Raw genomic sequence first — 25,734 nt, 5'->3', positions numbered from 1 at the left:
CAACAAACTATTCTGCCGAGCTTCCAATACCTTTTTTTAAGTTTTACTTGCAGTTTTTATTGTTTTACTTAACATTAACCCAAGCTTTAGGGGTATTTTATGGATCAGAAGACAGATAAGTTTCCACAATTTTTAAAAATGTTGTGCTTTGTTGAAATGTGGGAACGTTTCTCTTACTATGGAATGAGGGCACTTTTGGTCCTATTTTTGACTTCTCACTTAGGTTTCACTGATGAGAGGGCCTTTACTATTTACTCATTATTTGCTGCAACAGGTTATGCTATACCAATACTTGGAGGTTTTTTAGCTGATAAGTTGATGGGATTCCGCAACATGGTGTTGCTTGGAGGGATAGTGATGATAGCAGGTCATGCTTGCATGTCATTGGTTAAGTTTGAACCAGGTTTATTATATTTAGGTTTATCTCTAATAGCCATAGGTACTGGTATGTTTAAAGGGAACGTAACTAACTTACTTAGTTCATGCTATGGCAAAGACGATCCTGAACGTAGCAGAGGCTTTACTTTATTTTACGTAGGTGTGAATATTGGAGCAATATTGGCTTCTATTTCATGTGGTTATGTAGCCCACTTGTTTGGCTGGCACTACGGCTTTGGTTTAGCTGGTATTGGGATGTCTATAGGGCTAATCTTTTTTCTCAAATTTCAGAATCTTTTAGGAGATAGCGGCCTTTCTCCTTATCCAGAGCTTATGAATAAGCGCATATTAGGGATTAAAATTTTTGGTATAGTATTGATAGGAAGCTTTCTGTCATCATCAATAATTGCTAAAATGCTTATACATAGTGAATTTTTTACTAATATGCTCATATTTATTGGAATAACAGCTCTGGGCATATTTATTTATATAATATCTAAATTATCAGCAGAACAAAGACGAAAATTAGTGGCATTATCTATTCTTGTGGTATTTTTCTTGTGTTTTTTTGCTTTAGAAATGCAGCTTGGCTCTTTGGTTAACTTATTCACCGAAAGAAACGTTATTAACAATGTATTAGGTATAACAATCCCAGCTTCAGTTTCTCAAGCCATAAATCCTTTGTCAATTATAATATTTGGCTTTCTTTTTGGAACATACATGAAGTTTAAGCAAAAATATGCAACTTCCATGTTTACCCTTGGCCTTCTGACAATGGCTATGTGTTTTTTCACACTGTACATAGGATGTTTAAACTCTAACATTGAAGGTAAAGTAGAATACTTATATTTAATAATTGCTATCTCCTTTATGGGACTGGGAGAATTATGTATTGCTCCATTAGTCCAAGAACAAGCAACTACACTAGCCCCCAAAAACCTTAGAGGAGTAGTGATGGGTATAGTAATGCTGTCATTAGCGTTTTCTAACCTAGCCGGAGTTGCAATATCAAAATTTATGTCAGTTCCTTCAGTAAATGGTAAAATAAATTATTTAGAATCTTTAGAAATATATAAAGAGGGTTTTTTAAAGGTGGGAATATTTAATTTAATGCTCGTTATTGTATTTTTATTCTTCTTCAATTTTATACATAAAGTTGTTACTAACTCATCTTGTACAAAAAATTGATATAGGTAAGCTCAAATTTGTAGGTTTAAGGTACCCGTTCAGCAGAGGTAGCAATTAAACTTTGTAACTTTTGAAAAAGATTATGATTGCATTTTTTCAATACTCTTTGCTTAAGATTTATATTTAACGCTGCTTAAAATCAGTGAAATGCACACCCCAGCAAACTACTCTGCCGAGCTTCCAACACTTTCACATTTACTATTTTGTCCCTGTATTTATCTTCAGAATCATCAATGCACACTGATTGCATATATGGGCTTTTACCAATAATTTGGTTTTGGTGTTTACCTTTTTTATCGCTAAATAGAACAGGTATAGTTTTACCTACCATACTCTGGTTAAACTCAAGTTGTTGCTTACTAATTAATTTCTGTAAACGAAGAAGGCGCTCTGTTTTAACCTCTTCTGGTACTTGATCTTTTCTTTCCGCTCCCGGTGTGCCTGGTCTTGGGCTGTATTTAAAACTATAAGCCTGAGCATATCTAACTTTTTCTACTAATTTCATAGTTTCTTCAAAATCTTTTTCGGTTTCTCCAGGAAAACCAACAATAAAATCAGAAGAAAATTCGATTTCAGGTTTCAATTTGCGAAATCTGTCTATTATTTCCAAATACTCCTCTGCAGTGTGTTTCCTGTTCATCGCGTGCAATATTTTATTCGAACCAGACTGCACAGGCAGGTGAACAAACGGCATGAGCTTTGGCTCTTCCGCATGTGCCAAGTAGAGAGATTCATGCATATCTCTTGGATGAGAAGTTGTATAACGAATCCTCTCTAGCTTTTCAATTTTAGCAATATGACTAATTAATTTTCCTAAATCCCACACTTCCCCTTCGCACTCCCCATGGTAAGCATTGACGTTCTGACCAAGCAAATTGATCTCATTTGCCCCATTTGCAACTAATTTCAATGCTTCACGAAATATTTCATTCACTGGCCGTGAATACTCAGCTCCACGAGTATAGGGCACTACACAAAACGTACAAAATTTATCACAACCCTCTTGTATGGCAAGAAACGCAGAAGACCCCTGGCTATTGCCATAGCATTCATCTGGCAATTTATCAAACTTTGCAACTTCAGGAAAATCAGTGTTTATTACATGACCTTTACTTCTGCTTGCTTTGACTATCAGCTCCGGTAAGGTAGCGATACTCTGCGGACCAACAACAATATCAACAAAAGGAGCCCTTCTGAACACTTCTTCTCCCTCTGCTTGCGCTACACACCCAGCCACCACTATAGTCATTTCTTTTCGTAACGAATGAATCTTCCCAAGCTCTGAGTAAAGTTTTTCTGCTGCCTTCTCTCTAATGTGACAAGTATTCAGTATCACTAAATCGGCTTTCCCTGCATCACTAACAACGTTGAACCCCAAAGGTTTAATTACATTTTCCATTAAAACGGAGTCATAAACGTTCATCTGACAGCCGTAAGTTTTAATATATAGGCCTTTCATATTTGGTATGTCTTTTTCAAAATTTCTTCACCCTACACGTAAATGTCTAACAGACCAGCGCGTGACGCTAGTGAACTTGCTAGCACAATAGATTTTGACAACATTATACGAAAAACTGGATCCCAGTGTCAAGCACTGGGATGACAAGTTCTCGGCAACCCCTACGTCATACCATCACGGTATCTCTAGATCCCGCTAACAAGTAGCGGGATGACGGTTGTCAGGGTGTCATGAAAGTAGCTAACACTGGCTTCCATCCAAGAGGGCAGTGCCCTCTTCTTGTCATCCCAGTGCTTGACACTGGGATGGCTTTGTTGCATCGCTACTTATGAAAGGCTAACTATAGTTAGGATTATAAGCAACCTATTGAAAATCTTGTTTTTTTCCAATCAATCTGATCAAATTTAAGAATAGTAATTTATTATTTATATTAATAAATTTAATTCTATTGAAAATAGCTAAAGCATTGAAATTCTTGAATTTTAGCCGGATTAGTGAGTGGTAGTGAAATTTCTTTTACTCAAATTTAGGTATTCACTGACCGTTCTTGTTATAAATACCAGAATAATAAGCTACTGATATTCTCTACCTTTTTTATCTTTATCCATCATAGCTAGCGATGCAACAAAGCCCACTGGGATCCAGGAAAAAGAATGGTGTCATGCAAGTAGCTAACACTGGGATCCAGGAAAAAGAATGGTGTCATCCGAGTAGCTTGACACTGGCATCCAGGAAACTTAATTGCAAGTAATGCATTGAGTTTGGTGAGTATGGGTTTTGCGTTATAGAATGAAGCACTTTTGGTGAATTTGTAAAGAAAGCTGGATCCCAGTGTCAAGCACTGGGATGACAAGAAAGGGAGCACTGGAATTTTTATTTCAGTATTGTACATTAGCCATGCATCTGAACAGATACGAGCTTTCTGCTTTTTTTGGGTAAGGTCAGTCAAAAAGGTTTTACAACAACCATAATAACTATAACTATTATCAATACTGTAACTGCTTCATTTAAAACGCGAAAATAAATATGTGACTTCTTATTCGAACCCATTGCAAAATTTTTCCTATATTTTGCAAGTAGCATATGAATAATTAACATCAAAAGTATTGCAAATGCTTTTACATGAAACCATCCTTCACGATATGCTTCCCTAATAACCATTAGTGTAATTCCAAGACCAAGTGAGAAAAGCATTGCAGGGTTTATGATATATCTAAGTAGCCTCTTTTCCATTGTTTGAAGCAAGCTATCATTTTCCGATCCCGGTTTTACAGTTGCATGGTAGACATAAAGCCTGGGTAAATAAAGCATACCTGCCATCCACATGATAACAGAGATAACGTGAAAAGCCTCAAGCCAGTGGTAATAGTTCATTAGCAAAAATTTAAAATTCCTGGTATTGTGTTAGTTTAATGAAAAAGAAATCGATATGAAAGCAGAAAATTTCACTAAAGAACAGATAATTGGATTCTACAGGAAAATGCTACTCATACGCAGATTTGAGGAAAAAGCAGGACAATTATATGGGATGGGATTAATAGGCGGGTTCTGTCACCTATCAATAGGACAAGAAGCAGTTGCAATTGGAACTCAAGCTGCATCAAAATTAGGTGACGCTTTTATCACAAGTTATAGAGACCATGGCTTAATGCTCGCATGTGATTCTGATCCAAATGTTGTAATGGCAGAGCTTACCGGCAAAGAAACAGGATGCTCGAAAGGTAAAGGTGGTTCGATGCACGTATTTGACGTTGAAAAAAAATTCTTCGGCGGGCATGGAATAGTGGGAGCACAAGTTCCAATTGGCACAGGAATAGCATTTGCTAATAAATATAAGAAAAAAGATAATGTGGTATTTACATATTTTGGCGACGGTGCTGCAAATCAAGGACAAGTATATGAATCGTTTAATATGGCATCTTTGTGGGAGTTGCCTGTGGTTTACATCATAGAAAATAATGAATACGCAATGGGAACCTCCGTGCAAAGGTCAACTTTAGTAACAGAGTTATATAAAAGAGGAGAAAGTTTTGGTATTCCTGGAAAACAAGTTGATGGAATGGATTTTTTCTCTGTTTATGAGGCTACAAGCGAAGCAGCGGAACACACACGCAGCGGAAAAGGGCCTATCCTGCTTGAAATGAAGACATATCGATATCGCGGTCACTCAATGTCAGATCCTGCTACTTATCGCTTAAAAGAAGAAGTTGAAGATATGAAGCAAAATCATGACCCTATAAGCACTTTAAAGAAATACATGACAGATAATAAAATGGCTTCAGAAGAAGAGTGCAAAGTAATTGATAAGGAAATACGTGATTTAGTAAAAAAGTCGGAAGATTTTGCCAAAAATAGTAAAGAACCAAGCGTTGATGAGCTGTATACTGATGTTTATAAATTTGTTAGCTAATTTTTTTATCCAGAACTGTACAAACATTGTATAGTAAACGATGTCATCCAAATAGCTCCTTCTCCCGTCATCCAAGTGCCCTCCTTTTTTTGTCATCCCAGTGCTCTGACTACTTGGATCCAGCTGAGTTGGTGAGTATAAAAGTATAGCTAACGCAAGCTCTACGTCATGCCGCCGCGAACCGTCATACCGCGATTCATTCGCGGTATCTCTAGATCCCGCTAACAAGCAGCGGGATGACGGTTGTCAGGCTAGCTGTCATCTCAGTAGTCTCCTTCTCCTGTCATCCGAGTAGCTGACACTGGTTCCTTTATGACGGCAGTAGCCCCTTCGGTGTCATTCCAGTGCTTGACACTGGAATGACACCAATAATTGACATTTCACTAGATATTCATTATAAATAATGGGATGCTACAAAGTATAAAAACCATATTAATAGAAGACGATAACGTTAGGCTGGATAGGTACATCAGAAGAATCTTTCCTGATCTAAAGCAATCTGTAATTGAAAAATCTTTAAGGAAAGGATTAATCAAAGTTGATGATTGCAAAGCAAAGTCCAGTGATAGAGTAAATTCTGGGCAAACTATAACGCTGAAGCACTTGAATTATATTGAAAACGCTAATTCTGATCGCAAATATAATGAAAAGTTAGTGAATCTACTAAGAGAGAACATATTATATGAAGACGAATATATACTAGCTATAAACAAACCCGCAGGGGTCATCGTTCAAGGTGGCGTAAAAGTAAAGATTAGCATGAGTGATTTGCTTGACCAAATAAGAGAGGGAGAAACATTTAAAATTGTCCATAGGCTAGATAGAGATACGAGTGGAGTGATAATATTCGCACGCAACGCTAATGTTGCCAGATACCTTATGGAAGAATTTAAAGGACGAAGAGTAAAAAAAACTTATTTAGCATTAACTTCTGGCATACCGAGCAAGGATAGTGGAACAATAGACTATCCATTGGTGAAAAAATATGTTTCAGGTCAAGAAAAAGTGGTCGTTGATGAAAATTCACCTCAGAATGCCACTACGCATTTTTCAATTATAGCAAAATCCAAACACAATGTTGCTTATTTAAAATTACAACCAATTACCGGCAGAACCCATCAGTTACGTGCACATTTAGCTCATATAAATTGCCCTATTCTTGGTGACGGTAAATATGGTGGTAAAAAAGCTTTTATTGATGGGATAGCAAATAAAATTCACCTTCATTCGCATTCTTTATCTTTAAAACTGCCAAACAATAAAGAAATCACTATCACCGCTCCTATCACTAAACACATCGAAAAATCCATTGAAGCGCTATTTTTCGACTGAAACGATTTCACCAATCAACTTTTCTGTCTTTGGCTTTAATTTGAAGCACAGATATTAGGCTAATTAATGCGCAGGCAGTAAGATAAATGCCTGCTGCAAGTTTTGTTTCGGTTTTTTCTATAAGCCACATGCATATGTATGGAGAAAGGCCACCAAAAATTCCTGCAGATATATTATTTGCTAAGCTTACGCCAGTGCATCTTACTTTTGTTGGAAACAGTTCACAAATAACAGAACCATATATTCCAAAAGATGCACCTACTGGTATAGTAATCAATAAGTAAGTTATTATTACGACATAGTGGTTAACGGAAGATAATAATAGTAATACACATGTACCAATCAGAGATAGCATAATCAGTACAGGAATCATTACGCGTTTTCTTCCAACTTTATCAGATAAAATTGCAAAAAGTACCGCAGATGCTGCAAATACAACCTGTATTACTATCCTCATTAAATCTTTAACACTAATAGATAAAATAACTAGCTCTTTTATTGATATATTATAAAACATTATTGCTGCGTAGACAATTGCATTCTGAGCAATTCCCAGATTGATTGAAATAATAAGCGGTCTTTTATAGTTTCTTACTAGTTCTAACAATGGTGAATGTGCTAAATTATTAGCGTACTTATTAGTTTTATATGCTAAGCTTTCTTTTAATATGTACCTAGTTAAAAAACCTATTGTCCCCAAAAAAAAGCAAAAATAAAAAAGCAACTTCCATCCCCATATTTCATAGTTCTCACCTGTAACTCTTTTGCAGATAAATATCATTGTTATGCATAAGAGCGTTCCAAGGGCTCCGCTAAAGGGCTTCATACTTCCTAAGAAACCTAGATTTTTTTTATCTTTTGAATGCTCTATCGTAAATGCTGTATTAATGCTTGTTTCACCTCCTGCAGTTATTCCTTGCACTATTCTACAAAACACAAGCAATACAGGTGAAAGCAACCCTATTTCTTTATACCCAGGTATAATTCCCATAATTGTGGATGATATTGAAATTAATATTACTGAAGTAAGTAAAGTCTTTCTTCTGCCATACTTATCTCCCATATAACCCAAAATTACTGCACCAATTGGTCTAAACGCAAAACCAATTGCAAAAACACCAAGGAATTTGAGTGTACTCAAATAATGATCTTCTGATGGGAAAAAAACGTTGATGATTGTATCTGTTAATACTCCAAAAAGAGTGAGTTCATACCACACAATCATGTTACAGATCATGCCCGATAGTATTGCTTTTTGGATATTATTCATGGTCTTTCAATTTAACATAACCTAAACCGGTGCTCCTTGCTATAAAATTTTTCATTCAATAACCTTCAAGGATAATTCACGTAAATGCTTATCCTCCACCTTGGAAGGAGCACCCATTAGAACATCTTCACCTTGCTGGTTCATAGGAAAACAGATTACTTCACGAATATTTGGCTCATCAGCAAGCAGCATAACTATTCTATCAACTCCTGGTGCTATTCCACCATGAGGAGGAACACCAAATCTGAATGCACGTACAAGTGCACCGAATCTTGTATCAACTTCTCCCCGGCTATAACCTGCAATGGCAAAAGCTTTATACATGATATCCAGTTTGTTATTACGAATCGCCCCACTTGATAGTTCTATTCCATTGCAAACAAGATCATATTGGTAAGCAAGGATATCCAGTGGATTTTTGTCCTCTAAATCTTTCAGACCACCGTGTGGCATGGAGAATGGGTTATGAAAGAAATCGATTTTTTTACTTTTATCGTCATATACAAAATATGGAAAATCAATGATCCAACAAAACTTGAAGATATTATCATCTATAAGACTGAGTTCCGACCCTAAAAGAGTGCGTACTTTTCCTGCAATGTTTGCCGCCTCATTCTCTTTGTCAGAAGCAAAAAATACACTATCTCCTGGCTCTATGTTTGTTGCTTCTCTTATGTGGTTTAGCCTATTTTCATCAAGAAATTTAGCAATTGGGCCTTTCGCAGTTCCATCTTTATCAAACGTTATATATCCGAGACCCTTAGCACCGAATTCTTTTTGCGCATGTTCTATCTTTTTATCAAAGAAGCTGCGTGGTTCCTCTGCTGTTTTAGGTGCAGGGATGGCTCTCACTACCATACCACGCTCAATATTGCTTTTGAAAATATTGAACCCTGAATCACGAAAAATTTCTGTAACATCGCTGATTAATAGTGGATTACGCAAATCTGGCTTGTCAGAACCATACTTAAGCATTGCCTCTTTGTATGTAATGCGTGGAAAATCTTTATCGACAGACTTGCGAGAAAATTTAGCAAACACTCTATATAAGGTAGACTCAATAATCTGAAAGATGTCTTCTTGAGTTACAAAAGACATTTCAAGATCTAGCTGATAAAACTCTCCCGGAGAACGGTCAGCCCTTGCGTCTTCATCACGAAAACACGGTGCGATTTGGAAATATTTATCAAACCCTGAGACCATGAGCAACTGTTTGAAAATCTGCGGAGCTTGTGGCAATGCATAGAACTTGCCAGGATTTAGCCTGCTTGGCACTAGGTAGTCGCGTGCTCCTTCAGGAGAGGAAGCAGTGAGTATTGGAGTTTGAATCTCTAAAAATCCTCGCTCTATCATGAGCTTGCGGAGTTCTGCAATAATTTGTGAGCGCAGAATAATATTGTTGCGGGCTTTTTCACGCCTTAAATCAAGAAAACGATATTTAAATCTCATATTTTCCGGATATTCTTGTTCGCCAGCAATGCTCGCTAATATACTTCTTTCTTCTTTCGCTATTTCTTCATCACGGTGGAACTCAACTTCCGACTCAACGCGCAAATTGTTGACCATCACCTCGATTTCTCCGGTAGAAATAGAGCTGTTTACCGTATCTTCAGTTCTAGCTTCAACTATTCCTGTAACAGTAATTACACTCTCTAATTTTAAATTTGATATCTCATCAAAAAAGTCTTTGTCATTATTAAATACTAGCTGAGTGATTCCGTAGAAGTCTCTTAAATCAACAAAAATTAGGTTACCATGGTCGCGCTTACGATATAACCATCCAGAAAGGGTAACTTCCTTTTCTACGTCGTTCTTCCTCAGTTCATTGCACGTATGAGTTTTATAGCAGTTCATATTTGTTTTACTTCTAAATTCTTTAAGAAGTATAGAAATAAACCTTATTACATACAAGCCCGTTCGTCAGATATTTGCGCAATTTTCGAAATAGAGCAGTACTGCTTTTATATTGTCTTTACCCGCAAAAAAATTGCACAATTTCTATAATTATGGTATAATAGTAAGGGTATTTTTAATGAATTAGATACAGGAAATGCCACTTACACAGATCATATTATATAGCGTAACATTACTTGCTGTAGCTGCAGTATTTCTCTTTTTGAGAAAAATATACAAAAATCGCATTAGAAAAATCATATTTCCTAGAAAAGTTTTTAAAGAAGAGTGGGAAGAAGACAGAAAATTCAATGAATTATATCAAAAAAATAAGCAAAAAGAGTTGATGAAACAACAAGAAACGCTACGCGAGAAACAAAAAGATGTGCAAGTTTATAAAGAAGATCCAGAAATAGTTGACATAGCAAAACCGGTAGGTAAATGGACAAAGATGGTTATGATGGGTAATGGTTTAATGCAGCGTTTTGCACAATTGATACATAGAGAAGGCGGACAGAAAGGATTTTGGGAGCTGTTTGTAAAAGCTCAGGCTTCAACTCAAGGTAAACATAAGGGAAAGGGCAGATAATCCATGCTTGAATGTGAAAATTTATCCTGCACTCGTAATAATAAGGTACTATTTAAGAATCTCAGTTTTAAAGCTGAGCTAAAATCAAAGATTCTAATCACTGGTCCAAATGGTAGTGGTAAAACCAGCTTAATTAGAAGTTTATCTGGACTTTTACCGCCGGTATCAGGCAATATAAGGCACTGCGGAAAAGATATATATGATGATCCAAAATCCTATATATCTTCTATGGTCTATATAGGCCATAAGAATGCCTGTAAAGATAGCTTAACTGTTGCTCAAAACGTAGAATTCTGGGCAGGAATACGAAATACTAGAGAATTGATTGTGGCAGCTATTTGTTGCTTGCAGTTGCAACCTGTACTTAATATTAGATATGGCGAACTTTCTGCAGGCTGGAAAAGGAGAGTTGCGCTTGCTCGCCTCTTGATTTCTAATGCAAACGTTTGGCTGATAGATGAACCATTTTGTAATCTTGATAGTGCAACGTGTGAATTAGTGCTGAACTTAATCTCAATACGCTCTGAGCAAAATGGTATAGTAATTATTACAGGGCATAGCTCTACAGAGCAATTGTGTGATTTTACAACGATTGATATACGCGATTTCAATAGACTTCTTGCATAGTTTTTGGCAGCACGTTAACAACCATTAGAAACGAAAAGACTTCCTTGACACCCTTCGCCAGTCCCCTTATCATGAAACTGAAGCTATTTATTTATCTTCAGTCTGTGCAGATAAAACGACAAAAAAACTTAGTATATCTGGTGTGTCATGTTTAATTTTTTGCACTATGTGCACCTTATGTCTTTATAAAACTTCTAGCTATACAAGCTGAAACGCGCTGTTCAAGACATCACCCGACGTCAAATTTTAAAATAGAGAGTGAATAACTAGCACGGGTTTTCTTTGCCTTTTTTTTCATTTGGTAAATTCCTTAATGTTTATGGCTAAACGACAACCGTCATCCCGCTGCTTGTTAGCGGGATCTAGAGATACCGCGAATGAATCGCGGTATGACGGTTCGCGGTGGCATGACGATAAGCTCGTCATCCCGCTGCTTGTTAGCGGCTAAGGGATACCGCGAAGGGATACTGCGAATGAATCGCGGTATGACGGTTAATTATTCTGCGGCGGTATGACGTAGAGCTCGCGTTAGCTATACTTTTATACTCACCAACTCAGTATCCAATCTGGATCCAAGTAGTCAGCTACTTGGATGACAACCTGTTGAGGCTGCGCTTACACATTCCACTTTCTATGCTCACCAAACAAATTTGCTTACTCGCAGCAAAATTTTCTGGATCCAAGTAGTCAGCTACTCGGATGACATCTTTGTGTTTGAGGCAAAACCAGCTATAACATTTCTTCGCAAACAAATGTTCGTACAGTTGTGCGCGTGATGCTGGAATCTAGACAACAATTAGATCCTATTGTCAAGCAATAAGCTACATGTGCTATTTATTTAGTAGATTAAATATGAAGTTTAAAACTCTGCTATTGACTTCCTGTAGAACTAGTGAAAACCAAACTTGCTTAAAACCACTTAATTAGTTATAGTTATAAGTTTAGGTACAGTAAAATGACAGCTTTTGTCCCCTTGATTATTTTTTTAATCTTGTATCTTGGAAGTGGTGCTTATTTTTCTTTTATCGGAACTGATAATCCACTTCATCAGGTTTCACCAGTAATCTGCTTATTACCAGCACTATTTTTTGCTGTCTCACGTGGTACAAATAAAATTCAGCATAACATCGATACTGTTATCAAGGGCATGGGTGACAAAAACACCCTTACTATGTGTTTAATTTTTTTATTTTCTGGAGCATTTTCTGCGGTGACTCAATCAATCGGTAGCGCAGACACTGTTGCTAATTTAATTCTTAATTTCCTTCCAGCAAGATTACTGCTGCCTGGAGTATTTTTGGCTTCTGCTTTTATTTCAACTGCAATTGGCACATCTATGGGAGTTGTTGCGCTGATGGTACCTATAGCTGTTAATCTGGCAAAAAGTGGAGCTTTCGGTCTCGAAATAGGAACTGCAACTGTAGTAGGTGGTGCCGTGCTTGGCGATAACCTTTCGATGATATCTGATACCACCATTGCATCTGTTTCTTCACAGGAAGCTTCAGCAAAAGATAAACTTAAAATGAACTCTAAAGTTGCACTTATTGCCAGCATTATAACACTCATCTACCTAGCAGTTGCCTCAAATAGTACAAAAATTATTTCTATATCAAATTTAGATTATTATTCTATAATAAAAATTATTCCTTACATTTCTTTAATAATCATGGGGCTGCTTGAAGTCGCCACTTTAGTAACAATAACTATAAACATAATTATTGCTGGTGTGCTAGGAATAACTTTTTTTGACTATGCTATCATTCAATTTCCTCATGACGTGTATGACGGTTTCAAAAAAGTAAACGAAATAGTGATATTTGCTCTATTTATCGGTGGATTGAGCCATATAATGTACAAGCAAGGTCAAAAAGCGTTGCATAAACTCATCGATGAAAGCAATATCACAAAAACTAAAGCTGAATTTGTGATAGCAGGAATTGCGTCTATGTTTACTACCTTAGTTGCCAATAATACCATTGCTATTTTACTAAGTGGTGGCATTGCAAAAAGGCTTGCACAAAAACACAGTATTGCGCCACATCGCAGCGCATACTTATTAGATGTTTTTGCTTGTGCTACAAAAGGTATCTTACCTTATGGTTCCCAACTATTGCTAGCAGGTAGCATCGCCTCTGTATCACCTATTTCTTTATTAACACAGGTATATTATTGCTTTATTCTAGCGGCAGTTACAATAGGCGAAATAATCATCAACAGCAGAAAAGAGAAACATTGTGCGGCTGCAACTTAGAGTTTCTCTTTTTTTACCCATAAGGAACGGAATTACTTGACACCCTTCGCCAACCCCCTTATCATGAAACTGAAGCTATTTATTTATCTTCGCAATCTGTGCAGGTTAATGACAAAAAACTTAGGGTATTTGGCGTCTCATGTTTAATTTTTCGCACTACGTGCATCGCATGTCTTTAAAAATTTCTGGGTTTTTACCTATATAAGCCGAAACGCGCTTACAAAGCGTTTAAGACAGCAAAAAACGTCAAATTGACAAGGGAGAATTTGAATGCTAGCTACTACGGGGTTTCTTTGCCTTTTTTCCTGCTTAGTAAATTTCTTAAACACTTGCGGTGTAGGTTAGTTGCAAGTTAAAAGCAGCTAAATCGCTCTTAATCAAGCGTTTTAGAATAAAAAAAACGCCGATATTTTAGTACATAGTAAATAGCCAACCACCATTGGGCTTCTTTTGCCTTTTTTTTTATTTGGTAAATTTCTTAAACATTTATAGTTGCAATTTAAGAGCCCGTAAAGGGTGTCATTCCAGTGCCCCTGTGATGTATTCCAGTGCTTGACACTGGAATACAGTTTTCCATATAATCTCATCGAAAATGTTGTAACCACTTTCCATGCTAGTTTGCTTGTTCACAAGCAAACTTTTCTCGATCCCAGTGTCTGGGCACTGGGATGACAAGAGAAGGTACTAGCCTGACACCCTGACAACCGTCATCCCGCTGCTTGTTAGCGGGATCTATGCTAATGCCCTTTTATTCTTTCAATTATGTTATTTCCATTTAAATCTGTCTGTTCCGCAACTTCAGTGAATACAGTTGAATACTCCCTAAAACTGATCGTCATAACTTTACCCTACTTTGAATAATATTTTGATCATTACATATTGTAACAAAAAAAATCAACTCATTTCTTCTAACGGCTCTATATTAAAGATAGAAAGTCCAGAAGCAATGACGTGTGCTAAGGCTTGGACAAGTTGCAGCGGTGAGATCTTTCTTATATTTTTAATTGTGTAATCTTCTGTGTTTGTAAATGTTTTTTCTATACCCCACTGCAGTAATAAGTACTTTACGTTCTGAATGATTTATGATGTAAATTATACGGTAGTTGCTAACCCTTATCCTATATTGCCCTCTAAAGCTATGACATAAAGGCTTTCCTAGATTAAAAGGATCAACTGTAAGGCGTTTCTTTATGGCCTCCTGAACCATTAATTTAATCTTTGCCGGAAGAGCTGGAATTTCTTTTTCAATAACATTTTTTAAGAATTTTATAGTGTAAGTTTTATTTCCAGATGTTTTCATCATCCTCTACTTCTTCTTCACCTTCAGAGAGGCGATCGTCAGCTATTTTGGATAGCTCTACATCTTCTTCGAACTCTTCTTCCACTAAATCTACTAAAACTTCAGGAATAGTTTTATTTTGAGTCTCTGCCATTTCTGTAAGATACTGAGCCAATTTACTGTCAAAACTTACATTAACATTGAGCTTTTTTTGACTGTGAGCCATATATTAACCAGAAAATACTACTATAAGCTATAACATTTTTACTTAATTTTGTCAACTTCTCTATTCGTTGAAAAAACAATCTTGCATAAAAAAATCAACTCATCTCTTCCAAAGGCTCTATATTGAAGATAGAAAGTCCAGAAGCGATGACGTGTGCTAAGGCCTGCACGAGAAACATTCTTGCAGCGGTGAGGTTTAAGTTGTCTTCCAGTATGAAACGCATGTTTAAATCACTCTTGCCATACCCCCATAAAACGTGAAACGCTTCTGCAACTTCAAGTAAGTAGAAAGTAATTCTGTGTGGCTCACAAAGCCTTGCTGCAATTTCTACCACATCTGGCCACTTTGCTAAGGTTTTTATGAGGAAGAGCTCTCCACCTGTCCTTAAAAGTGAAGGATCTGCTGTTGGGAGCTCTTTTGGAGCATTACGCATTAACGAATGAGCACGAGCATGCGCATATTGCACGTAAAAAATAGGGTTGTCTTTTGACTGTTCTTTAACTTTAGCAAAATCAAAGTCCAAGACCATATCATTCTTGCGTGTTAGCATTATAAAACGAGTTATGTCCCTGCCAACTTCTTCCACTACATCTCTTGCTGTTAGGAAGTTTCCTGATCTTTTGGACATCTTAACAGGTTTGCCGTTCTCGAAAAAATTCACAATATTATGCAGTTTTACCTCTATTTTTGCTTGATCATCACTGAGCGCAGAGACGACTGCTTTGAGTCTTTTGACATAACCGCCGTGGTCACTACCAAGCTCTACGATCATATTGTTAAAACCACGCGATATCTTATCAAAATGGTAAGCGATATCCGAGGCAAAATAAGTCCAACTGCCGTCCTCTTTCTTCAATGCACGGTCAACGTCATCACCAAATTTTGTAGAGCGAAATAGCATCTCTTTTCTGGAAGTCCAATTTTCGCTTTCTTTGCCTTTTGGTTTCTCCAGGTACCCTTCATACACTAGACCCTTGTCAGACAATATCTTTATACTCTCTTCAATTTTGCCACTTTTTTGTAGCTCATACTCTGAAGTAAAAACATCATGATTTACTCCAAGTAAGTTCATGTCTTCCTTTATGATTTCTAAGATAGAACTTAAAGTATAGTCTCTAATCACTTGATTATCTTGCTTTTCTAGAAGCTCTGCGCCATATTTTTTGGCCAGCCCAGTCCCTATTGGTTTTAAATATTCACCTGGGTATAAACCTTTTTCGATGCTGATTTTTTCTCCCAGAGCTTCCTTATACCGCAAATATACTGACCGAATTAGCGTATCTATCTGCGCTCCAGCATCATTAATATAGTATTCCTTAGTAACTTTATAACCAACTTTTTTCAATAAATTTGCCAGAACGTCACCAAATACTGCCCCTCTTGCATGACCAATATGCAGTGGACCAGTTGGATTTGCAGATACAAATTCAACATTAATGGCCTGATTGTTCCCTATATCTAGGGTGCCAAACTCTGTTTTTAGCTCATTTATTTGTTTTAAAATTCCATGCCACACTTCTATTTTTAAGTGCATGTTGATGAAACCAGAGCCTGCTATTTCCACTTTTGCAACTTCATCAAAAAGTTCAAATTCTTTGGCTAAAACCTCTGCAATTTCAATGGGATTCTTCTTTTCATGCTTTGCAAGCACCATAGCAACATTTGTGTAAATGTCTCCATGGACTCTATTGCTTGGAGGCTCTATGATAAAGTTTGCTGCACTTGTGCTTATAACACCCCTTTGTTTCAACTCATTCAATTTACTAAAGATTAGAGAAGAAATCTGCTTAAAAATGTTCATTCACTATATTGCTATAAAATCTATAGCAGTATAGTGAATAAGTGGGACTAGTTGAAGGTTTATCTTAACTATTTTATCTTCCTGGATCAGAGTTTATATTAAGTCGTTGCCGTAACCATGGTAAGAGAAAGCCATACCTTCGCTGTAACCATCATTACCAGCATCAGGCTCTTCAACATCATCAGTTACTACCTGATCTTCAGTTGTGATTTTATCCTTGATCGTCTCGTCTACACCCTCATCACTATAAGAAAATTTGTTAGTATATGAATAGCGATTATTGATTTTATCACTATAGTTATGTTTTAACATAGAGACCTCCTATACAGTCAAAATTGGAATTACATTAAGATAGAACAAGCTATGAATATAACGTGAATGAAAGAAACTACAGATCACGAAATTTCCGGATAACTATGGAACCATTATAAAATAATAAAATTAAAAATTTAATAATTTTAATTATAAATCTAGCATATCAACTAGCGGTATGATTTAAATTTTCTTTCAATTCCACTGTATCTTCGCCAGTTTTGCATACAGCCCGTCTTTACTCATTAGAAAGTCATGAGTTCCTACTTCTTCTACTTTTCCATGATTAATTACTATAATCTTGTCAGTCTTGAGTGCGGTTGATAGCCTGTGTGTAATTACGATTGTTGTTCTGTTTTGCATTAACTTGCTCAATGCTTTTTGCACGAGGTTCTCACTTTTGTAATCAAGGGCAGAGGTTGCTTCATCCAGTATTAAAACCTGAGGATTGTTGAGTATGGCCCTTGCTATTACAATACGTTGTTTTTGTCCTTCAGAAAGTTTTAATCCTCTTTTTCCTACAAATGTATCAAAATTATCAGGCAGCTTATCAATAAATTCCATCGCATAAGCGCTGATGGCTGCTTGCTTCACTTCCTCATATTCGGCACCTGGTTTGCCATATAGTATATTTTCCATTATTGAGCAAGAAAATATCATGTGATCTTGTGGCACTAAGCCAAACAACGATCTGAGGTCATTTAGCGCAATTGACTTAATATTGTGCCCATCGATAGTAATGCTACCTTTGTTTGGATCATGAAAACGGAGCAGAAGCTTTAAAATGGTGCTTTTACCACTGCCAGATGGTCCAACAATTGATACTGCTTGACCTGCCTCTATAGAAAATGATACGTTATCTAATGCTGGCTTATCAGCATAAAAAAATGTTACACCATTAAACGAAATTCCCTTTTGAACACTACAAATTTTTATAGGATCATCGGGATCTGCTATAGAGCTTTTCATATTTTTAAATTCAAATAAACGCTCTACTATTCCAAGACCTCGTTGTAAATCACTGATATTATCGCTCAAATTATTTATAGCTCCTGCTGCGAGCGCTGAATAAAACACAAATGAGGAGAGTTTTCCAATAGTTATATTATTGCTTAAGACTTCTTTAATACCAAAAAAGAGCAAAACAACTAGTGAACCTATCACACACGTGATAACTAGAGTTACTAGAATAGCACGCAAGAGTACTAATTTTACGTATGATTTTGATACTGAGTTTAAATACTCCTTAAAACGGGTTTTTTCATTTTCTTCGAGTACAAACGATTTGATAGTCACTATAGATCTAAAATTTTCCTCACTAAATGACGCAAGCTCACTTAATTTATCCTGGGCAAAGCGTGCATAGCTACGCACTTTTTTTCCAAGTGAGGTCATGATAATGAGTAGTATAGGTATTATTGCGGCTGCATACGCAGTTAGTTGTATATTTGTATATAATAACATAGCAACACTGCCAATCAGAATCACAAAATTTCGTAATATGGTTAGTAAGCTGCTGTTTATTATTGATTGCAGCACAGAGGTATCAGTAATTAACGCTGAGATAACATCTTGTACGCCTGTGTTCTCAAAGAAACTTGGTTGCAAGTTAGTGATACTGCTATATAAGTCATATCTGATTCTTGCGATAACTTTCTCGCTGCCAATGCCAATGAAATATAACCGAGTAAATGCAGTGAGAGAAATGGCTAAAACTATAAGTATTGCAACTAATAGTTTGGTAGTAAAATCGTGCTCTGTGCCAGAATCAATTATATTGCTTAAGCCTCTGCCAAAGAGGAGGATCGTTAAGGCTGAAAATAAAACTGCAATAAAAGCTATGACAAAATAGGATAGATTAGGCTTTATATAGTAAAATAACTGCCTAATATTAGATCGCATCGTATTTTGAAGTTTCTAAAGTTAAGTATATAGATTTTAGTTTCAGGGGAAAGGGGAAAGGTGTAGTATGAAGCAATTTAGGTTCTGCAGCTGTTGTGATTTTAGTCCACCAAGAAAGGGTAGTAGCCCGCAGAAACGAAAAACTTGCTTGACAAACTCCGCCAGTCCTCTTATCATGGTATTGAAGGTATTCAGTTATCTTCATCTGTGCAGATTAAACAGCAAGAAAACAACGTAGTTGGCGTCTTATTTTTAATTTTTTGCACTATGTGCACCTTATGTCTTCACAACATTTCTAGGTTTTTACCTATATAAGCTGAAACGCGCTTATAAGTCGTTTAAGACAGTATAGTACGCCAATTTACAGGATTAGAGAGTGACAACTAGCTAACACGGGGTTTCTTTTGCCTTTTTTTCTGCTTAGTAAATTTCTTAAACATTTAAACTAAGGTGAGTTGCATTTAAAAGCAGCTAAATTGAAGTGTTTAAGACTTAAAAAACGCCAATACTGAAAATAGACAATGACTAGGGCTTCTTTTGCCTTTTTTTTCGTTTGGTAAATTTCTTAAGTATTTATGGCTAAACGACAATCGTCATCCCGCTACGTGTTAGCGGGATCTATGTTAAGGTATGACGGTTAAGTAAGGGATCTATGTTAAGAGATACCGCGGCGGTATGACGGTTCGCGGCGGCATAGCTATCTTCAAAAATATGGTTGAATAATTGTTAATAATAGTGTATAATTATTAATATTTTTAAGCACTTTGGCTATGGCTTTATCTAAGTTTCTCGAGCCTAAGCTGGATTTAACCTTTAAAAGAATCTTTGGCACTGAAAAAAATAAGAATATTCTCATACATTTTTTGAATGATATTTTAGGGTTTACCGAGATAAATACTATACAAGAAGTGGAATTCCTCAGTACTATAATGGATCCTGAAATTGCCTCTGATAAGCAAAGTATAGTTGATGTTCTTTGCAGGGACTCTAGTGGGGCTAGGTATGTGATTGAAATGGTGCGACCTGAAAGTCTTCGGTCATATTGTTTAAAAGGAGAGGAATTCATTCAGAAAGAAACTGAAAGGATTCTAAAACTTATTAAACCAGATGTTTTGCCGTCTGAGTCTACGCATCAGTGCGAATCGGGCAACCGGTTGGTGCCAAGCGATGCGGACAATGAACCTCCTCTTGAAAAAGAAGATGCTCAATCGTGAGAGGGGCATAAACTGCAAGCATCATGTGGTTGGAGGGCTAGGCTAGTGGTATGGTGAACGTAAGTGAAGCTTTATAAGTACCGATACGATGAAAGAGCTAAAGATGCTGATAAGCTCTGACCAAAAGGTAATGTGGATAAGTTACATTTTTCATTTCTAGATGTACGCAAATAATAACTCCACCGGTATAGAGAAGCCACCTAACCCACTATTGTATGAATGGAGAAACAGGGTAAGCCTGTATTTTCGCCTACATGGCAAGCAAACCGCAAGGAATGCTGATGGAAGTGCAGGTAAAGGAGAATGGAGAAAGCGAATGCCATTTTGTAACGAAATGGATAGAATTTGTAACATTAATTCGCGTGAAAACGAGCAGACTTCCGTTTGGTCCCTCGTGACAAGAAACTTTGTTAACCACTTAAGGTAGGAAAGCAGATGATTACAAGTAAACCTGTAAGTGCATCTACCAAAAGCTTTGAAGCATGGAAGCAGTTGCCATGGAAGAAATGCCAGAAAGTTATTGTGAGGCTACAAAGATGTATTGTTAAGGCTGTCCAAGAAGGAAGATGGGGTAAGGTAAAAACTTTACAACATCTTCTCACACGCTCTTTTAGCGGAAAAGCTTTGGCTGTTAAGAGAGTAACTGAAAACCAAGGAAAAAACACAGCGGGTGTAGATCGTCAACTATGGTCAACTTGCAATGCTAAATTTCAAGGAATAAAGCAGTTAAAGCAAAGAGGATATAAACCTTCTCCGCTAAAACGGATTTATATCAGTAAATCTAATGGCAAAAGAAGACCTCTTGGAATACCCACGATAAAAGATAGAGCCATGCAAGCATTATATCTGTTTGCTCTGGAACCGATAGCTGAAACGATCAGTGATCGTCACTCCTATGGCTTTAGACCTAAAAGATCCTGTGCAGATGCTACAGTAGCTTGTCATTTGTTACCGGCAAGTCGTAATCAACTACAATGGATACTTGAAGGTGATATCAAAGGATGCTTTGACAACATTAATCATGAATGGCTTATGAAGCATATTCCTATGGAGAAAAAAATTCTGCATAGTTGGTTAAAAGCTGGCTTCCTAGAATCAAAAACTCTGTATCCCACAACTGCAGGTACCCCGCAAGGTGGTATAATTTCTCCAATACTAGACAATTTAGCCTTAAACGGACTTGAAAAGTTATTGGAAAGTCGATTTGGTAAACTCGGCAGTAGAAAAAGAAACAAAATCAGAAGTGGAGTGAATGTAATCAGATACGCAGACGACTTTATTATTTCAGGTTTCACACATGAAGTACTGGAAAAGGAAGTTAAGCCTTTAGTATCATCTTTTCTTCATGAGCGAGGTTTAATTCTGTCAGAAGAGAAGACAAAGATTACATCTATCACAACAGGGTTTGACTTTCTTGGTTGTAATGTACGTAGATATAATAAGAAGTTAATTATTAAACCTTCGAAAGAAAGTATTAAAAGACTTCTTAATAAAGCACGTACATTGATAAAAGCAAATATAGCGAACACTCAGGCTATAGTAATTAAGTCACTCAACTCTCTACTGAGAGGATGGGGAAGTTACTATCACCATGTGTGTGCTAAAAAAGCGTTTAGAAAGATCGACAATGAAATTTGGCATAGTTTATGGAAATGGGCAAAGAAAGGACATCCTCGTAAAGGATTACGTTGGATAAAGAATCGTTACTTCAAAGTAATGGGTCAACGCCAATGGGTTTTTGCTGCACCCCTATGCAAGAACAAACCAAAAGAGATACGGTATTTAAGACTGCTTAAGCTGATTGATATACCTATCAGACGACATGTTAAAATCAGAGCGGATGCAAATCCCCTTGACTTAAAATGGAAAAAGTATTTTGATGAGAGAGTGAAACGAACAAGAATGTTAGCAAGCTCTTTCTCAAGAGAAGGTTCTCTACTGTTGGTGTCACCATTAAGAATGATGTTTCCTGAGGAATCATGAAGGACAAGCCGGTTCTAGAAAAGAAGAACTTAGATAAGGGGCTCAAGCGTAGTGTTGGGAAACCTGCATGCTGCGTTTCTAAGGGAGGGGGTAGTAGTAATACTGCTTCCTTACCTGACCAGTTTACTAAGACCAAAGGCTTCGAAAAGCGTGCTCAATACTATGCTGCCAAAGCCTACTCAAGTCAAGCTGATCAAGGTGATGATTATCATAACCTCAAAGAAATTATCTTTATTGCTGTTGCTGATTGTATTATTTTTCCAGATAAGGCTGAGTACAAATCTAATCATGTCATTTTAGATCAAAATAGCTTTGAACATGACTTAAAGGATTTTTACTTCGTATTCATAGAACTACCTAAATTTACAAAGACAAAAGAAGACCAACTAGAAAATATAGTAGAAAAATGGTGTTATTTTTTCCGATATGCAGCAGAAACAAGCGAAGAGGACCTAGATAAAATAGTTGGTAGTGACGTAATAATAAAACGAGCTTATGAAGAAATGAATAAGTTTAATTGGTCAGAAGAAGAGTTACTAGCATATGAGCAAATGAAAAAACGCATAATGGATGAGATTGCTGCTTTTGCTGAAAAATTTGATGAGGGTCTTAAAGTTGGTCATGAAAAAGGTAGACAAGAAGGTAGACAAGAAGAAAAAATCGAAGTTGCAAAAAACTCACTCAAGGCCGGTGTCTCTATAGATGTTATCGCTGAAATCACAGGCCTTTCAATAGATGAAATCAAAAGGTTAAGGATTTAAATTTTATCCATTAAAGCCTTGAGCTTGAGAAGAATGATTAGAAACAAAAGCGCCATTAAGATTACTATTAGGCTGAGAGTTTTCTTTAGTATATTTGTGAAGAAGTTTAACTATATCATTGTGGACGTTTTGCGTTGCTATACTTAAAGGAGTGAAACCTTCCTTAATCTTAGCATTAACATCAGCTTTATGCTGCAGAAGAAGCTCAACTACATCTTTATGACCTACTTCTGCTGGAAGATGTAAAGGAGTATAACCTCCCTCAGCTTTAGCATTGATATCAGCTTTATGCTTCAGAAGAAATTTAATCACATTCATGTCACGTCTTACCACTGCTATATGTAAAGAAGTATAACCGTTGCTATCCTCAGCATTAATATTAACTCCTTTCTTAATTAACTTCTTAGCCTTTTGCAAATCACCATTTTCTAAAGCTGAAAATAACTCCTTTGTATTTTTCTCTAATCTTTTTGATTCCTTTTCGTCATTTAAATCCTGTTTATACTTTTCATTCTGAGGCTTTTTGCTATTGTGTTTTCTATTAGTACTATCTTCTAAAGAAAGCTGTGGTTTTACCTCTTGAACTTGATGACATTTTTTAGCTTTTTTCTTTTTGTTTTTATTATGTTTACCCTTTTTATTTTGAGGTTTGCTAATATCATCTTCTTTTCCTTCATGTTCTGAGCTTTGTGAAGACCTAGAACTTATATCACTCTCTAACACTGAACTTGTATGCTTGTTCTTATCTGAGTTATGAAGTTCTTCATGATACTCCTTAGCTTTCAATGCATTCATAATCTCTTTAGCATATTTTTCTTCTTTTTTTTGTCGCAATTTTTCTTCTATACTTTTAGCTTGCTCTATGTTTCCTTTATCTATTAACTCTAGCACCATATTTCTCCATTCTTCAGGAGTAGATTCTTCTTTCTTAATATCTGTATTACTAACTCTCTCCGATTTTATTATCCGCAATAAATTACACTTTCCTTCATTACCTATAACATAGACACTATTAATAGCTCGAGTAACTCCAACATACAGGGCATTCATATAGAATTTATATTCCTCAGAAGATTTATCTCCCTTATCCTTATTTCTTGAAGTTTTCACATTCTTTGCGTGATACGAATCACGGATTTTCTTAATAGCATTTTCAATCTTCGCTTCATCTGTCTTTTTTTTTGCTATATTCCATACTTCATTGTAAGCTTCATGGGACATAAACTTGTAAAGAATCACATTCTTAAACTCCAAGCCTTTGGCTTCATGTATATTAAACACAAGTGGAGTGTTAAACAATCTACTAGCATCTTCTTTACTCTCATCATTCAGAACTAAAACAGCCCAATTTATCGACTCAGGTACTTTTCTTGCCATCTCTTGCTCTTTATCCTCAGCGGTAAAGTCGACATTACCCTCGTTCTCAGTATCACTTTTCATGAAAAAAAGCTTTTTTTCCTCTTCTGTTATCTTATCTTCTGAAGCAAAACAATAATTCTTAAAGTGTAATATACGATTGGATAATTCAATAACTTGCTGGCTATTACGATAGTTCTTTTCAAGAAAACAAACTGATGGTTCTTTGTCAGCAGCATTTTTATGGAGAAAAGACTTCAACTTAGATAGAGAAAAAAAACTAGGATGTATCACTTGATTAACATCGCCACATAATAAAAAATTATCCTTACTTCCATCTTTTAAACTCTTCAATATTGAACTCAATGTGCTTTCAGTTAAATCTTGGACTTCATCTATAACAACTACATCATAAACTTTTTCTTCAGTACACTTATGAGCGATAAGATTAGGATCATAATACTCTGAATCTTTTTCTATAAATTCCTTATACTCTCCAAAAAGACCATAGACATGATCCCTTTTCTCCTCAGAAAATATAGCTTGTCTCTTTCCTAACTCTTTATATTCCTCTTTTTTTAAGTCTCCTCCAGCTATTACAGCTGTAAATTCTTCGAATATTTTATCCCCATCTTTTTTATATTCTTTAAATCTATCTTTCTTACATATTTCATTGAACCATGAAAAAAACTTATTTCTATCAACCGGCTTCTTTCCTTTTATACCTTCTGCTTGCTTTTCAAGAAACTCATGAAGAGACAAGAACTCAATTCTATCTGGAATGCCAATCTTGAAGTCATTAGCAGTTTCATCCCAGTATACATATTCATACAATTCTTTTGATCGTTTTATAAGATTTTCAGACTTGGTAATATATAAAATTCTTCCTTTCTTAAATTCCTCTTCTATTTTCCTTAGTTTTTCCAAAGCTACAGATGTCTTTCCACTACCAGCAGATCCACTAACAACTAAAGGTAAATCTTTAGCATTTTCAACTATATCTTCTTGCTTTGCACTAAGAGTGATAAAATTACCTAACCAACAGACTTGTGGAGCATCTCTAATCTTCACTTCACCCGTACTATCAGAAACTTCTTTACTGTTTTGATCTATTATTTTTATGTTTTCAATTTTTTTTTCATCTGTTAAGAATTTTGACCTTCTGTAATCATGATTCAGAATCACTTCTAAAATAACAAAAATATCTTTGTCACCATGCTTCATAGCCTTAAATAATAATCTGTCCCTATCACTTAATTTAGCCCGAAAATACTTAACACCTCCCTTGCCACGTATTAGCTTTATATCTCCCTGATTTGTACTTTTATTTTCTTCTAAATCTTCAATTATTGCATTGAACTTTTTTCTTAAAGGACTTTCGCCATCACCTAAATCATGGTCATTAAACCCCTTACAATAAAATATAGAATACATAACTTACTACCTAAAATAACCCAACCCAATAGATACCATAAACAACCAATTAGATTTCATCTGATGATT

The 25,734-nt window shown here is 36.2% G+C and carries 20 protein-coding genes and 1 pseudogene; 9 read left to right on the top strand and 12 right to left on the bottom strand.

Annotated elements, in window-relative coordinates; translation table 11 throughout:
* The first annotated feature begins 99 nt into the window (after positions 1 to 99).
* Positions 100 to 1,566, top strand: a complete 1,467-nt coding sequence (locus ABWU67_RS04005) for a peptide MFS transporter (RefSeq protein ID WP_007548626.1) — start codon at positions 100 to 102, stop codon at positions 1,564 to 1,566.
* A 139-nt stretch (positions 1,567 to 1,705) separates the two neighbouring features.
* Here the strand turns inward: ABWU67_RS04005 and miaB are convergent, their stop codons facing one another.
* From miaB to hemJ, 3 genes are all read right to left on the bottom strand, one after another.
* Positions 1,706 to 3,025: a tRNA (N6-isopentenyl adenosine(37)-C2)-methylthiotransferase MiaB gene (miaB, locus tag ABWU67_RS04000; protein ID WP_010962578.1), complete on the bottom strand. Its 1,320-nt coding sequence runs from the start codon at positions 3,023 to 3,025 to the stop codon at positions 1,706 to 1,708.
* 613 nt (positions 3,026 to 3,638) lie between these two features.
* Complete coding sequence (locus ABWU67_RS03990; protein ID WP_155968384.1) at positions 3,639 to 3,917, bottom strand: hypothetical protein; 279 nt, start codon at positions 3,915 to 3,917, stop codon at positions 3,639 to 3,641.
* 53 nt (positions 3,918 to 3,970) lie between these two features.
* A complete protein-coding gene (gene hemJ / locus ABWU67_RS03985) occupies positions 3,971 to 4,399 on the bottom strand; it encodes a protoporphyrinogen oxidase HemJ (protein ID WP_010082641.1) in 429 nt (142 codons plus the stop codon).
* A 55-nt stretch (positions 4,400 to 4,454) separates the two neighbouring features.
* Between hemJ and pdhA the strand changes: the two genes are divergently transcribed.
* Entirely contained in the window at positions 4,455 to 5,435 is a 981-nt protein-coding gene (gene pdhA / locus ABWU67_RS03980; RefSeq protein ID WP_353281717.1) for a pyruvate dehydrogenase (acetyl-transferring) E1 component subunit alpha, read from the top strand.
* 408 nt (positions 5,436 to 5,843) lie between these two features.
* Positions 5,844 to 6,767, top strand: coding sequence for an RluA family pseudouridine synthase (locus ABWU67_RS03975; RefSeq protein ID WP_006279888.1), 924 nt, complete (start codon positions 5,844 to 5,846; stop codon positions 6,765 to 6,767).
* 7 nt (positions 6,768 to 6,774) lie between these two features.
* Here ABWU67_RS03975 and ABWU67_RS03970 read toward each other — a convergent pair whose 3' ends face one another.
* Positions 6,775 to 8,037: an MFS transporter gene (locus ABWU67_RS03970; protein WP_353281715.1), complete on the bottom strand. Its 1,263-nt coding sequence runs from the start codon at positions 8,035 to 8,037 to the stop codon at positions 6,775 to 6,777.
* A 51-nt stretch (positions 8,038 to 8,088) separates the two neighbouring features.
* Positions 8,089 to 9,891 carry an aspartate--tRNA ligase gene (gene aspS, locus ABWU67_RS03965; RefSeq protein WP_353281713.1) on the bottom strand — a complete coding sequence of 601 codons (1,803 nt, stop codon included), beginning with the start codon at positions 9,889 to 9,891 and terminating at the stop codon, positions 8,089 to 8,091.
* Positions 9,892 to 10,087: 196 nt separating this feature from the next.
* Between aspS and ABWU67_RS03960 the strand changes: the two genes are divergently transcribed.
* From ABWU67_RS03960 to ABWU67_RS03950, 3 genes are all read left to right on the top strand, one after another.
* Positions 10,088 to 10,519: a hypothetical protein gene (locus ABWU67_RS03960; RefSeq protein WP_174515653.1), complete on the top strand. Its 432-nt coding sequence runs from the start codon at positions 10,088 to 10,090 to the stop codon at positions 10,517 to 10,519.
* A 3-nt stretch (positions 10,520 to 10,522) separates the two neighbouring features.
* Entirely contained in the window at positions 10,523 to 11,146 is a 624-nt protein-coding gene (gene ccmA, locus ABWU67_RS03955; protein ID WP_015589045.1) for a heme ABC exporter ATP-binding protein CcmA, read from the top strand.
* Between the two features lie 955 nt (positions 11,147 to 12,101).
* Positions 12,102 to 13,397 (top strand): Na+/H+ antiporter NhaC family protein, encoded by a 1,296-nt coding sequence (locus ABWU67_RS03950; protein ID WP_353281711.1) that lies wholly within the window; start codon positions 12,102 to 12,104, stop codon positions 13,395 to 13,397.
* Positions 13,398 to 13,916: 519 nt separating this feature from the next.
* Here the strand turns inward: ABWU67_RS03950 and ABWU67_RS03945 are convergent.
* The 6 genes from ABWU67_RS03945 to ABWU67_RS03920 all read right to left on the bottom strand — a co-directional run bounded on the left by ABWU67_RS03945 (position 13,917) and on the right by ABWU67_RS03920 (position 18,917).
* Positions 13,917 to 14,072 (bottom strand): hypothetical protein, encoded by a 156-nt coding sequence (locus ABWU67_RS03945; RefSeq protein WP_341822103.1) that lies wholly within the window; start codon positions 14,070 to 14,072, stop codon positions 13,917 to 13,919.
* A gap of 325 nt (positions 14,073 to 14,397) precedes the next feature.
* Entirely contained in the window at positions 14,398 to 14,700 is a 303-nt protein-coding gene (locus tag ABWU67_RS03940) for a type II toxin-antitoxin system RelE family toxin (RefSeq protein ID WP_233395579.1), read from the bottom strand.
* Entirely contained in the window at positions 14,678 to 14,902 is a 225-nt protein-coding gene (locus ABWU67_RS03935) for a hypothetical protein (RefSeq protein ID WP_010962565.1), read from the bottom strand. Before ABWU67_RS03935 ends, ABWU67_RS03940 begins: the two co-directional genes overlap by 23 nt.
* Before the next feature lie 94 nt (positions 14,903 to 14,996).
* The gene (gene argS, locus ABWU67_RS03930; RefSeq protein ID WP_010962564.1) at positions 14,997 to 16,703 is read right to left on the bottom strand and encodes an arginine--tRNA ligase; all 1,707 of its coding nucleotides are present in this window, start codon (positions 16,701 to 16,703) and stop codon (positions 14,997 to 14,999) included.
* Between the two features lie 93 nt (positions 16,704 to 16,796).
* Entirely contained in the window at positions 16,797 to 17,015 is a 219-nt protein-coding gene (locus ABWU67_RS03925; RefSeq protein WP_010962563.1) for a hypothetical protein, read from the bottom strand.
* Positions 17,016 to 17,210: 195 nt separating this feature from the next.
* A complete protein-coding gene (locus ABWU67_RS03920) occupies positions 17,211 to 18,917 on the bottom strand; it encodes an ABC transporter ATP-binding protein (RefSeq protein WP_341822101.1) in 1,707 nt (568 codons plus the stop codon).
* A 770-nt stretch (positions 18,918 to 19,687) separates the two neighbouring features.
* Here ABWU67_RS03920 and ABWU67_RS03915 point away from each other — a divergent pair.
* The 3 genes and pseudogenes from ABWU67_RS03915 to ABWU67_RS03905 form a co-directional block, all read left to right on the top strand.
* Positions 19,688 to 19,933, top strand: a pseudogene (locus tag ABWU67_RS03915) (PD-(D/E)XK nuclease family transposase); the annotation flags it as partial.
* A gap of 633 nt (positions 19,934 to 20,566) precedes the next feature.
* Positions 20,567 to 22,114 (top strand): group II intron reverse transcriptase/maturase, encoded by a 1,548-nt coding sequence (gene ltrA, locus ABWU67_RS03910; RefSeq protein WP_353281708.1) that lies wholly within the window; start codon positions 20,567 to 20,569, stop codon positions 22,112 to 22,114.
* Positions 22,111 to 22,875 (top strand): Rpn family recombination-promoting nuclease/putative transposase, encoded by a 765-nt coding sequence (locus ABWU67_RS03905; RefSeq protein WP_353281707.1) that lies wholly within the window; start codon positions 22,111 to 22,113, stop codon positions 22,873 to 22,875. Before ltrA ends, ABWU67_RS03905 begins: the two co-directional genes overlap by 4 nt.
* A 3-nt stretch (positions 22,876 to 22,878) precedes the next feature.
* Here ABWU67_RS03905 and ABWU67_RS03900 read toward each other — a convergent pair whose 3' ends face one another.
* Positions 22,879 to 25,665, bottom strand: a complete 2,787-nt coding sequence (locus ABWU67_RS03900) for an ankyrin repeat domain-containing protein (RefSeq protein ID WP_353281705.1) — start codon at positions 25,663 to 25,665, stop codon at positions 22,879 to 22,881.
* Positions 25,666 to 25,734 lie beyond the last annotated feature (69 nt).

The organism is Wolbachia endosymbiont (group A) of Aleiodes leptofemur, assembly GCF_964028465.1.
GTDB lineage: Bacteria > Pseudomonadota > Alphaproteobacteria > Rickettsiales > Anaplasmataceae > Wolbachia > Wolbachia pipientis.
Note: the sequence above shows the minus strand (reverse complement) of the source record. Positions and strands in the feature narration are given on the sequence as shown.

Excerpts from the sequence above, each read along its gene's own strand:
- ABWU67_RS04005 (WP_007548626.1), top strand. The coding sequence starts at position 100 with ATGGATCAGAAGACAGATAAGTTTCCACAATTTTTAAAAATGTTGTGC.
- miaB (WP_010962578.1), bottom strand. The coding sequence starts at position 3,025 with ATGAAAGGCCTATATATTAAAACTTACGGCTGTCAGATGAACGTTTAT.
- ABWU67_RS03990 (WP_155968384.1), bottom strand. The coding sequence starts at position 3,917 with ATGTACAATACTGAAATAAAAATTCCAGTGCTCCCTTTCTTGTCATCC.
- hemJ (WP_010082641.1), bottom strand. The coding sequence starts at position 4,399 with ATGAACTATTACCACTGGCTTGAGGCTTTTCACGTTATCTCTGTTATC.
- pdhA (WP_353281717.1), top strand. The coding sequence starts at position 4,455 with ATGAAAGCAGAAAATTTCACTAAAGAACAGATAATTGGATTCTACAGG.
- ABWU67_RS03975 (WP_006279888.1), top strand. The coding sequence starts at position 5,844 with ATGCTACAAAGTATAAAAACCATATTAATAGAAGACGATAACGTTAGG.
- ABWU67_RS03970 (WP_353281715.1), bottom strand. The coding sequence starts at position 8,037 with ATGAATAATATCCAAAAAGCAATACTATCGGGCATGATCTGTAACATG.
- aspS (WP_353281713.1), bottom strand. The coding sequence starts at position 9,891 with ATGAACTGCTATAAAACTCATACGTGCAATGAACTGAGGAAGAACGAC.
- ABWU67_RS03960 (WP_174515653.1), top strand. The coding sequence starts at position 10,088 with ATGCCACTTACACAGATCATATTATATAGCGTAACATTACTTGCTGTA.
- ccmA (WP_015589045.1), top strand. The coding sequence starts at position 10,523 with ATGCTTGAATGTGAAAATTTATCCTGCACTCGTAATAATAAGGTACTA.
- ABWU67_RS03950 (WP_353281711.1), top strand. The coding sequence starts at position 12,102 with ATGACAGCTTTTGTCCCCTTGATTATTTTTTTAATCTTGTATCTTGGA.
- ABWU67_RS03940 (WP_233395579.1), bottom strand. The coding sequence starts at position 14,700 with ATGATGAAAACATCTGGAAATAAAACTTACACTATAAAATTCTTAAAA.
- ABWU67_RS03935 (WP_010962565.1), bottom strand. The coding sequence starts at position 14,902 with ATGGCTCACAGTCAAAAAAAGCTCAATGTTAATGTAAGTTTTGACAGT.
- argS (WP_010962564.1), bottom strand. The coding sequence starts at position 16,703 with ATGAACATTTTTAAGCAGATTTCTTCTCTAATCTTTAGTAAATTGAAT.
- ABWU67_RS03925 (WP_010962563.1), bottom strand. The coding sequence starts at position 17,015 with ATGTTAAAACATAACTATAGTGATAAAATCAATAATCGCTATTCATAT.
- ABWU67_RS03920 (WP_341822101.1), bottom strand. The coding sequence starts at position 18,917 with ATGCGATCTAATATTAGGCAGTTATTTTACTATATAAAGCCTAATCTA.
- ltrA (WP_353281708.1), top strand. The coding sequence starts at position 20,567 with ATGATTACAAGTAAACCTGTAAGTGCATCTACCAAAAGCTTTGAAGCA.
- ABWU67_RS03905 (WP_353281707.1), top strand. The coding sequence starts at position 22,111 with ATGAAGGACAAGCCGGTTCTAGAAAAGAAGAACTTAGATAAGGGGCTC.
- ABWU67_RS03900 (WP_353281705.1), bottom strand. The coding sequence starts at position 25,665 with ATGTATTCTATATTTTATTGTAAGGGGTTTAATGACCATGATTTAGGT.